General features: G+C 62.6%; 13 protein-coding genes and 1 pseudogene. 13 read left to right on the forward strand and 1 reads right to left on the reverse strand.

Features of this window, described 5'->3' with window-relative positions:
* Positions 1–5: 5 nt before the first annotated feature.
* Positions 6–296: a hypothetical protein gene (locus D8Z78_RS22495; protein ID WP_240672230.1), complete on the forward strand. Its 291-nt coding sequence runs from the start codon at positions 6–8 to the stop codon at positions 294–296.
* A 28-nt stretch (positions 297–324) separates the two neighbouring features.
* On the opposite strand, the gene D8Z78_RS22500 is transcribed toward D8Z78_RS22495, so the two are convergent.
* Positions 325–621 (reverse strand): hypothetical protein, encoded by a 297-nt coding sequence (locus D8Z78_RS22500; protein ID WP_043872243.1) that lies wholly within the window; start codon positions 619–621, stop codon positions 325–327.
* Between the two features lie 337 nt (positions 622–958).
* Here D8Z78_RS22500 and D8Z78_RS22505 point away from each other — a divergent pair, with 337 nt between their 5' ends.
* The 12 genes and pseudogenes from D8Z78_RS22505 to D8Z78_RS22555 all read left to right on the forward strand — a co-directional run.
* Positions 959–1,444 (forward strand): hypothetical protein, encoded by a 486-nt coding sequence (locus D8Z78_RS22505; protein ID WP_121632252.1) that lies wholly within the window; start codon positions 959–961, stop codon positions 1,442–1,444.
* A 41-nt stretch (positions 1,445–1,485) separates the two neighbouring features.
* Positions 1,486–2,424 (forward strand): ArdC family protein, encoded by a 939-nt coding sequence (locus D8Z78_RS22510; RefSeq protein ID WP_121632250.1) that lies wholly within the window; start codon positions 1,486–1,488, stop codon positions 2,422–2,424.
* 23 nt (positions 2,425–2,447) lie between these two features.
* Positions 2,448–2,657, forward strand: a complete 210-nt coding sequence (locus D8Z78_RS22515) for a DUF6330 family protein (protein ID WP_043754132.1) — start codon at positions 2,448–2,450, stop codon at positions 2,655–2,657.
* Positions 2,658–2,745: 88 nt separating this feature from the next.
* Positions 2,746–3,135 (forward strand): DUF3768 domain-containing protein, encoded by a 390-nt coding sequence (locus D8Z78_RS22520; protein WP_043754131.1) that lies wholly within the window; start codon positions 2,746–2,748, stop codon positions 3,133–3,135.
* 154 nt (positions 3,136–3,289) lie between these two features.
* Positions 3,290–5,272 carry a ParB/RepB/Spo0J family partition protein gene (locus D8Z78_RS22525; protein ID WP_043754129.1) on the forward strand — a complete coding sequence of 661 codons (1,983 nt, stop codon included), beginning with the start codon at positions 3,290–3,292 and terminating at the stop codon, positions 5,270–5,272.
* Between the two features lie 76 nt (positions 5,273–5,348).
* Entirely contained in the window at positions 5,349–5,942 is a 594-nt protein-coding gene (locus tag D8Z78_RS22530) for a hypothetical protein (protein ID WP_043872249.1), read from the forward strand.
* On the forward strand, positions 5,942–6,595 hold the full coding sequence (locus D8Z78_RS22535) for a DUF6927 domain-containing protein (RefSeq protein WP_043872250.1): 654 nt from the start codon (positions 5,942–5,944) through the stop codon (positions 6,593–6,595). The genes D8Z78_RS22530 and D8Z78_RS22535 overlap by 1 nt, the downstream gene beginning before the upstream one ends.
* A 124-nt stretch (positions 6,596–6,719) precedes the next feature.
* The gene (locus D8Z78_RS22540; protein ID WP_005668772.1) at positions 6,720–7,046 is read left to right on the forward strand and encodes a type II toxin-antitoxin system PrlF family antitoxin; all 327 of its coding nucleotides are present in this window, start codon (positions 6,720–6,722) and stop codon (positions 7,044–7,046) included.
* Positions 7,043–7,561, forward strand: coding sequence for a type II toxin-antitoxin system YhaV family toxin (locus tag D8Z78_RS22545; protein ID WP_024099306.1), 519 nt, complete (start codon positions 7,043–7,045; stop codon positions 7,559–7,561). The genes D8Z78_RS22540 and D8Z78_RS22545 overlap by 4 nt, the downstream gene beginning before the upstream one ends.
* A gap of 94 nt (positions 7,562–7,655) precedes the next feature.
* On the forward strand, positions 7,656–7,820 hold the full coding sequence (locus D8Z78_RS24780) for a hypothetical protein (protein WP_009819683.1): 165 nt from the start codon (positions 7,656–7,658) through the stop codon (positions 7,818–7,820).
* Positions 7,810–7,962, forward strand: a complete 153-nt coding sequence (locus tag D8Z78_RS22550; protein WP_043754116.1) for an antitoxin PaaA2 family protein — start codon at positions 7,810–7,812, stop codon at positions 7,960–7,962. Before D8Z78_RS24780 ends, D8Z78_RS22550 begins: the two co-directional genes overlap by 11 nt.
* 102 nt (positions 7,963–8,064) lie before the next feature.
* Positions 8,065–9,303 (forward strand): annotated as a pseudogene (locus D8Z78_RS22555) (hypothetical protein); the annotation flags it as partial.
* Positions 9,304–9,380: the final 77 nt, after the last annotated feature.

Consider the following 9,380-nt stretch of genomic DNA (forward strand, 5'->3'; position numbering starts at 1 on the left):
AGTCAATGGGGTGTACCCGAACCCCGCTCCGGCTGCTTGTTGCGGCAACGCTCGTCAACATCGTGCTGATCATCGAGGTGCCAAAGATCGAGTCGCAGCGCGTGGGGTTAGAAATCCATGTCCGCAAATGGGTCATGCTGGACGAGATCAACACCGATATTCTGGAGCGGTCCTATGTCTGGGAGGACCGCACGCCCATCGGCACGTTCAGTTCCGCCTTCACATCCAGGATCCAGTCCAGCCTGATCGCGCTTGCCAAGTCGGGCGGGGCATCGGTTGTTGATCGGCTGAAGTAGTCTCGATCACCGCAGGGTCAGCCCAGCTTCATTTGTTCCCGTCGATCCACTTCGACATCAGCCCCTTGTCGCGGAAACACTCATCCGGCACGGCGCGGCGTTTGATCCGGGCGAGGCGTTCGGCGAAGGCGACCTGTTTGGACGAGGGCAGGCTGTTCAGCGCTGTCGCGGATGTGAGCTTGGCTTGTGCGTCGATCCAGGCGCTCAGGGACCGGCGGTCCTGCTGAACCTCCCACGGCAAAAGCGTCTGGTTGCGCAATGCCAGCGCGCGCGCATAGGCGATCTGCTTTGGCGTCGCGGGCAGGGCGTAAGTGGTGCTTTCCATCGGGGCTCTCCCTTCATAGCTTGGTTTCAGAATAGAACATAACAGGAACAAAAGCAAGCCGCCTGCGCAAATCATGGGGTTTGAGAGGAAGAGGAGGGTCGGGGAGGATCAGGCCTTTGAGGTGCCCGAAAGAGCGTGTCCGGGCCTGCCCCTGTTCTTCAATGGGGTCTGATGCCGGAAAGTGCAGGATCCTAGGTTCTCATGAGCTTCGCATTTAACATTCTCCGGCATCAGATCCCTAAAGAGTGAAAGTGTTCTTCGGGTTTTGTGACTGACGGATGAGGGCCTTTGGGGTCCCTCAGATGGGTCCGGGCCGGATTCCGGTCTGCTGTTCCTGATGAAGGGCATTCCCATGCAAACAGGTGTCTTGCGCGTGTTGCGCGCGACCGCTGCCTCGTGGTGGCGACACAAGGAACTACGCCGATCCGGCCAGACGGGGCAGGCACAGCGGCTCGAGCGCGAGACCGTCCTGCGTGATCTCGGCTATCTGAAGCAGGCGGCGATATTGCCAAACGCGCATGTGATCTGCGGAGAGGGTGGGACTTTCCTCCATCTCGGTTGGACCACCGTGTCGACCTTCGCGCCGATCGAGCGCTTTCCCTTGGCCGCTCTTGCGGTCGCACGTGGCACGCCGTTCATCGATATCCGACCCGTCACCGATGTCATCACCTTCGCGAACCTGCCGCGGGTGGCGCGGGACGGATCGGTCGACCCTGACTCTTCGGGTCCCGGTAAGTCCGTGTCGCTGACCACCTACATCGACATGGTCGAAGCCCTCGGTGCCAGGATCGCCAACGATCCGCGCCCCTGTCGGTCAACCTAGTCACCACTCCCTCTCACCAAAACTCGAAAAGGAGGCCAGCCATGGCCCGATCCCGTACGCCCAAATTCGATGCCTCAGAGGTCATCACAAACGAAATCATCCGTATCATTGAGCGCGGCGTCCTGCCCTGGCGAAAGCCCTGGACCGCAGGCGGCAGCTCACGCCCCCTGCGCGTGGGCGGCGAACCCTACCAGGGGGTGAACAACTTCCTGCTGACGATGCGGACCGTGATGGCGGGCCACAGCTCTCCCTTCTGGATGACTCTGCCTCAGGCCAATGCGTTGGACGCAAAGGTCCGCAAGGGCGAGAAATCCTCTGTCGTCGTCTATTACGGCCAAAGCCGGAAAGACGCGGGCGGCGAGGACGACCGCAGCGATGGCGATGATCGCTCCGAGGAAGCCCGCATCTTCCGCTTCCAGAAATCCTACCGCGTGTTCAATGCCTGCCAGATCGATGGCCTGCCCGACAGCTTCTTCCCAGACCCGGAGCCCGCGCCCGAGCATCCGCCGTCCGAGCCCATCCCGCACATGCAGGCGTTTTTCGATGCCATCGACATCACGACCGTCTTCACGGGCACGGAGGCGTACTATTTGCCCCCCGTGGACAAGGTCTACATGCCATCCATCACGCGGTTCCAGGACCCGCGCAATTTCTACGGGGTCTGGGCGCATGAGCTGGCCCATGCCACGAAGGCCCGGCATCGACTGAACCGTGATTTCGGGTTCTCGAAGTTTGGCAACACCTCTTACGCGCGCGAGGAGATCGTCGCGGAATTGACCTCGGTGTTCCTGGGTCAGACGCTCGGCTTTACGGCGCATACGCTCGAGATGAATGCTGCCTACCTCCATAACTGGTTGCGCGTTCTTCGGTCGGACAAGGGTGCGATCTTCAAGCACGCCGCGGATGCGCAGCGCGCCTGTGATTACCTGATCGCCAGATCGGAGGCGGGCAGGGCAGGGGGCCGAGCCAAGGCCGCCTGACCACAGGGAGAACGGAGACGCCCATGTCACGTAAGGAACCCAAGACGCTGCGGGTGGCCTGCTTCAACGACGGCCGCCGCAAGATCATCACCTTCAAGCACGGCGCCTATTGGTGGAGCCCGTCCGAGGGCGCTTATCCGCTCTCGGCGGCACTTGAGACCATCAAGCACCAAGGCGGCTGGATCGAAACCATCCCCAACCCGAATTACAGACCCAAGCGATTGTTCGGGTAGGGCCCCTTCTGCTTCTGTCCTGCCGCCAGGGGGAAAAAGAAAAAGCTGGCTTTTGGAAGGGTGTTTCAACTTCTCAAAGGAGCACCCCATGTCCATGACAGGACAACCCCAGACAGACCGCCCTGATCCGAGTGTGATCGCAGCGCAGAACGACGCGTTTCGCAAGCTCGCGTGCCTCGGTGTGCCAACCGCCCAGTCTATTCAGGGCCGCATGCATGTCACCCGCTCAATTATGAATGCCGGTGACGGCTTCATGGCCGAGGCGGTGAAGGCCACGGGCATGTTCGAGACCTTCGAGCCCGAGAACGATCCCGAAGGATGGCATGATTTCGGGGCGGTCGAGGTCCGCGGCGAGACCGTGTTCTGGAAACTGGATTTGTACGAAGCGGATTCCGACTTCCGCTATGGCGCCGAGGCCCCGGACAATCCCGCCACCACCATGCGCGTGCTGACCATCATGCTGGCGCGCGACTGGTAGGGGAGGGGACACCCCTCCTGACAGCCCAGGCGATGAAGGCCCGCTGACCCCTCAAAGGGAGAGTGGGCCTTTTGTTGTGGTGATCCCTGAAGACGGGGATTGGCCGCGCATCTGAATGCGCGGGCCGCTCCAAACCCACCGAAAAGGAAACGCCATGACCACAAGCTTCAAACCCGTCTCCGTCGCCATCGGCGATCTGGTCTCACATCCCGCCAATGTGCGCAGCAACTCGCCGGAAACCTATGATCCTGAGAACATCGCCCATCTGAAGGCAAGCATCGCCGTTCTGGGTCTCCTGCAGCCGCTCATGGTCCAGAAGCTCGACGGCAAATATGCTGTCCTCGCCGGTGGCCGTCGGCATGCCGCGCTGAAGGAGCTGGTCGCGGACAGGGCCGCGAAAGGCTTCACGGCGAAGGCCAAGATCGACTGCCGTCTTGTGCCAGAGGATTGCGATGTCACCACGGCCCTGTCGCTCGCTGAGAACATCACCCAGGCGCCGATGAATGCCATCGACGAGTTCGAGGCTTTCGCGCGGATGATGGAGGTCGACGACCAGACGCCCGAGACGATCGCAAAGACCTTCGGCACCACGGTGGCGGCCGTGAAAGGCCGGTTGCGCTATGGCCTAATCCACCCCGACATCCGCGCCGCGGCCCGGGCCAAGACGATCACGCTCGACACGATGAAGGCCTTTGCGGAGCATCCGAGCCAGGAGGTGCAGCGCGAAGTCTTCGAGGCGCTCACCAAGGAAGATAGCTACCTGCAGGCCTATACGGTCCGCCAGGCGCTCAAATCCCGCGGCGTGCAGGTCAGTGACGATATCGGGGCCTTCGTGCGCGCGGACTACGAGGCGCGGGGCGGCGCTGTCGCCGCTGACCTTCTGGAAGAGCATTCCGTGCTCGAAGACGCCGCGCTGGTCGAGACCATCCTGCTCGAGAAGCTCGGTGCCGCCGCCGAAGAGGCCCGCATAAAGCTGGGCTTTGCCTGGGCCGATGCCATGGTCCGCTATGATTACGCGACCATGGCCGACTACGGCCGCGTTTATCCCGGCCCGATCGAGCCTGATGAGGCTGCGCAAAAGCGCATCGATGAGATCACCGCCGAGCTTGAGAAACTGCAGCTCGAGATGGAGGATGAGGGGCTCGAGGACGGTGCCTACAACGCGCTTTACGAGCGCGTGGACGCCTTGGAAGAGGAAGCCCGCGACCTGCAGGAGGCCTACAGCGCCGAGGACCTCGCGCGGTCTGGGGTAATCGCGTCCTGGTCGGGCGGGCAGGTGACCCTCCATGTTGGCCTCGTCCGCCCGGAAGACACCGTCAAAAAGGAGGGCGCGCGCGGCTCCTCGGCTAGCCCGACCGGGGAGGAGGCCCCAGACGCCGGCGAAATCACCTATCCGGCCTCACTGGCTGAGGACCTCAAGACCGAGCGAGCCATGGCGCTTGGGGCCGCGATGGCGCTGCATCCGGAAGCTACGCTCGATCTGACGCTCTTCAAGCTGGTGAGCGACGTTCTGGCCAGCGGCATGAGTGTCACGCAGGCGATCAAGATCGATGCCCGCAAGGAATACCGCAGCCATGCCAAGATGGACGAGATCGACGCAACCTCGCTCGAGCAGGTGGCGGCGGCGCATGAGGCGCTGGACCTCTCCTGGCTCGATGACACCCGCGCGCCCGCCGATCAGTTCGCGGCGTTTCGCGCGCTGGAGGCAGGCGAAAAGGCCAAGCTCGTGGCCTATGCCACGGCCAGCACCACGCAGTCCTGCTTCGCGCGGGACCGCCAGCGCGACAGCCTGATGCATGCGTTCGAGATCGAGATCATGCCCGACATCCGCTCCCACTGGACGCCGAATGCGGCGCTCTTCAACCGCTTCAAGAAGGCTTGGCTCCTGAAGATCCTCGGCGAGGATCTGGGTCTCGCCCAGGAGGCGGTGACGCTGGCCTCGTCGAGCAAGAAGGAGATCGTCGCCTTTTGTGACAAGCTCTTCGCCGAGCCCTTCGCCACGCTCACGGACGCGCAGCGCGCTGCCGTGGCCGCCTGGTGCCCGCCCATGATGCAGACAGCCGGTGTCGCCTGTGATGAGGCGGAGCCCGCGGCGGAAACCCCGGAGCCTGACGGCGACATCGCGCAAGCGGCCTGAGTCCTCACGCGACCCGCGCGTGGACCATGCCGCCCGCGCGGGTCGACCCTTCCAAACCGAACAGAAAGACATCCCCATGGCTATTCTCAAGTTCTCTGCGTCCGCTGTTGCGGCGCAGATCGCCCATGCACGCGCCTGCAAAACCTTCCTGCCCAACTGGAACGGGCCCGTGGACAGGCCCGCCCTGATCCTCATCGTCGGCAATGGCGTGCATCTGCGCTCAAACGGCATCGATGGCACGACCACCCGTATCGTCACCACCGAGCAGGCCGATCCGTCCTTTGCTTTCGCCGATGGCATGAACCCGTTTCGGGACACCGACTGGATGGCGCAGCGCCGCATGGCGTTTCGCGATCTGACCGGCCAGTTCTACACCGACATCCTGGATGACGTGCAGGTGCTCATCGACCGGGGGCGGGGTGCGATCCGGCTCGCCACCGATGGCCACAGCATCCGCGTCCTCAAACGCCGGGCCTCGGACTATCTCATCGGCGGGACCTACGAGGTGCCCTCGGGCCTCGGCGGCACCTTCCGGGTCATCCTCAAGGATGCCTGCGACACCTTCGCGATCGTGCAGAACTGCGGCAATTGCGAGGATTTCGACGCCATGCAGCCCTACCGCGTGCCGCTCGATGCGCTGATGGAAATCGATGACCGGAGGGCGGCGTGATGGGTTGGCTCTTCTACACCGACGGCCGCGTCCAGACCTACGCGGATGAGAAAGCGGAGATTGCCCGGCTCTGCACCTCTCATGGCGAAAGGCGCAAGACGGAACTGGTCAAAGCCTGCAAGGTGGGTTCGACTTGGTACGCGGCGGCAAAGGTCACAAATATCGACGGCACCCCTGTCGAAGACACGACCTATGTCACCGATGCGGATGGCTCCATCACTTTCGCCGCCGTATTCCTTACCCGATATGATGACGGCTGCTGGGGCTACAAGGACATGGAGGAAAGCGCGGGACCGGTCGAATCCCGCGCGCCACTGAGCCTATTGGCCCTGCTGTCCGAGCTGAAAGACCCAGACAGCTATGCTCATGCCTGGCGCCAGCGCTGCCAGGACTGGGCTGCGATCCCGGACTACGAGGAAGGCGACAAGATCAAGCTCGCAGCACCTGTGACGCTCACCGATGGCAGTACCTGCCAGATTGTCACCGCGACCCACTACAGGCGCGGGCGGCAAAAGCGCCGCTGCTACCGCATCGAGGAAACTGGTGGGCTCGTACGCCTGTCGAAGGCCTCGCTTGCGGGCTCGGAGCTGCTCAGCTCCGCGAAAGGTGCGGCTAGCCCGGTGCTGGCGGAGTTCCTGGCGGGGCGAAATTAGGTCCTGCGCCGGACGGTTCATCGACCTGCCCGGCGACAGCAGATGCTGCGGCTTGTCTTGACAAGGCAATGCAAATGCATTACCTATCGCGGGCAGCAAAGAACCTTTTCTTCAGGAGACTGCCATGACAGCCCTCGCACAAGATGTCTCGAAACTCACGGATCGGTATCAGACGACCGTGCCGGCGGGTGTGCGCAAACAGCTCAAGCTGGGCAAGGGCGACCAGATTCGTTACTGCACCGAGCCGAGTGGCAGGGTCTATATCGAGCCCGTGCGCAGCGACGAGGAAGATCCCGTGCTCGGAGCCTTTCTCGATTTTGTCGAGGCCGATATCAAGGCGCATCCGGACCGCATTCGGGCTTTCGATGGGGCTTTGCATGACCGTCTTGCAGCACTGGTCGGAGACGTTGATGTCGATCTCGATGCGCCGCTATCGCTCGAGGATGAATGAGCGGCGATAGCGTGCCCGCCCAAGCGCCCCTTGTCGTGAATGGATGGTCGATTTATGCGCACCCACTCTTTCTGGACCAGCTCGAAGGGCTGGTCGAGGAGGTAGAGGCGCGTAAGGCTCGCGATCCCAAGACCTGGCACAAGAAAAACCCGACGAAACGGCTGGCCGCCATCTTCAAGCTGGTCACCGAGGCCATACCTGCAGATCCGGGTGCCGCCGCCTTCCGGCAAGGCGGCACACTCGGCGATCACCGCAAGCACTGGTTCCGGGCGAAATTCTTCCAGCAGTATCGGCTGTTCTACCGGTTCAACAGCGATGCGAAGGTCATCGTGGTGGCATGGGTGAACGACGACAAGACCCTGCGCGCCTATGGCAGCAAGACGGATGCCTATGCGACGTTCAAAGGGATGCTGGAAGATGGCAACCCACCTGACAATTTCGACGCGCTCTTGAAAGAAGCTGCAGCGGCAGGCAAGCGGTTCGAGAAATCCCTTGAAGCGGTGCCCGATCGGTAAGTGGGCCAGCTTGCTATGACCCTTTGGCATTATCATTTACGACGCCACGCTCGAAGATGTAGCATCGGCTGATAATGCGGTCGGAGAAAGCACAATGAATGAGACGGAAAAGGATAGGCAGCACCTCGGTCTAGAGGAGCAATGCGCGCCTGACCTGACGGGGCACCGTTTCCCAATTGCTGTGCGCGTTGCAGACATGCCCGATGACCTCGGCAAGCTGCTGGATATCGGGCTCGAGGAGCATTTCCGTGGCCGCTGAAGCGAATTCTTATGACACGTGGTTTTGCGCGCAGGTGCAGGCCGCGCTGGAGGATGCACGCTCGGGAACATCTCAGGTTCAGGTGATGCAGGCCGCACAGGCATTGATTGATGCGAAGCGGCAGGTCGAACCCAAGTCCTGACCAAGCCTTTGAGGTCGGCGCGGTCTGACTACGTCACCCTGAAAAGCGAAAGCGGGCTTTTTGTCCTTTGGAACTCAGACCCTGATCCAAAGGAAAATCCCCATGTCCAAACCCAGAACGGCCAACCCGGCTCTCGCAATCTCCGAAGCCGATCTCGCCTCTGCCCTCGCGCAAATCGGCACGGAGGTCGATGACCAGCCCCTGCGCAGTTCAGCGCTCGCGCGTATCATGCGCGAGACGTTTCATGGCAGCGATGCCGGTGGCGCCTGGGACTGGCGCATGGCCTATGACATGATGCAGGCAGCGGCTGTCCAGGTGCTGCTGCGTGGGAACGGCGCGGCAGGTGACACCGCCGCTGCAAGGCTACTTGCCTCACGGCTCCTGACGGAAACCCGCCGGTCAGAGCAGCAGATCCGGCTACAGCAGTTTTCCACGCCGCTGCCATTCGCGGCGCTGGTTTTGCGGGCCGCGGCGATCCGCAAGGGCGAGACCGTTCTGGAGCCCTCGGCTGGCACCGGTGCCCTGGCTGCTTTCGCCGCCCGGGCCGGTGCCACGCTTCTGCTCAACGAGATCGACCCCTTTCGCCAGCGCCTCCTGCGCGCGGTTTTCGGCGGCGAGGTCACAGGCCATGACGGCGAGCATATCGATGATCTGCTGCAGACGCCGGTTCTACCCGAGGTCGTGGTGATGAACCCGCCCTTCGCCTCCTCGGTCGATCGCTCCCGAGACAAGCACATCGCCGCCAAGCATCTCATCGCGGCTGCAAAGCGCCTGGCACCCGGCGGGCGGCTGGTGGCGATCATGCCGCCGGGATTCACGCCCGAACGCGATGCCGCGCATTGGTCCCGCGCCTGCGGTCTCCTGACGCCGCGATTGGCGCTGACGATGCCGGGACAGGTCTATCGCAAGCTCGGCACCTCTGTCGAAACCCAGCTCATGATCTTCGACAAGGTGCAGGAGGATTGCGAGATGATCCGCGCCGTTGTGTGCGATCTGGATGAAGCCCTTCCTTTTGTCGACGCCGTGGCCGCAACCCGGCCTGAGATGCACCCCGCCCAACGGGCAGCAGCGATCCCGCACATTCGGCCGACCGTTCCATCCTCTGCTCCGCGCAAGACCGCCGCTGCGCCTGTCGCCGCCTCCAAGCCTCGGGCCAATGCCGTTGTCCCGCTAACTTTCACGAGCTTTGATATCCCGCGCGACAACACGCCCATCTCGGACATCTATGCGCGCTACCGTCCGCAACGGATCGAGATCGCGGGTGCGCAGGAACATCCCACCCCGCTCGTCGAGAGCATCGCCATGGCCTCGGTTGCCCCGCCCATGCCCTCAAATACGGGTTGAACCAGACCGGGTTTACCGGAGAGCCAAAAGCTCGGAAGGTAAGCTATGGAAAAGGGAAACCCTGGGAACCGTTT

Source organism: Tropicibacter alexandrii, from assembly GCF_003667315.2.
In the GTDB taxonomy this organism is placed as follows: Bacteria; Pseudomonadota; Alphaproteobacteria; order Rhodobacterales; family Rhodobacteraceae; genus Tropicibacter; species Tropicibacter alexandrii.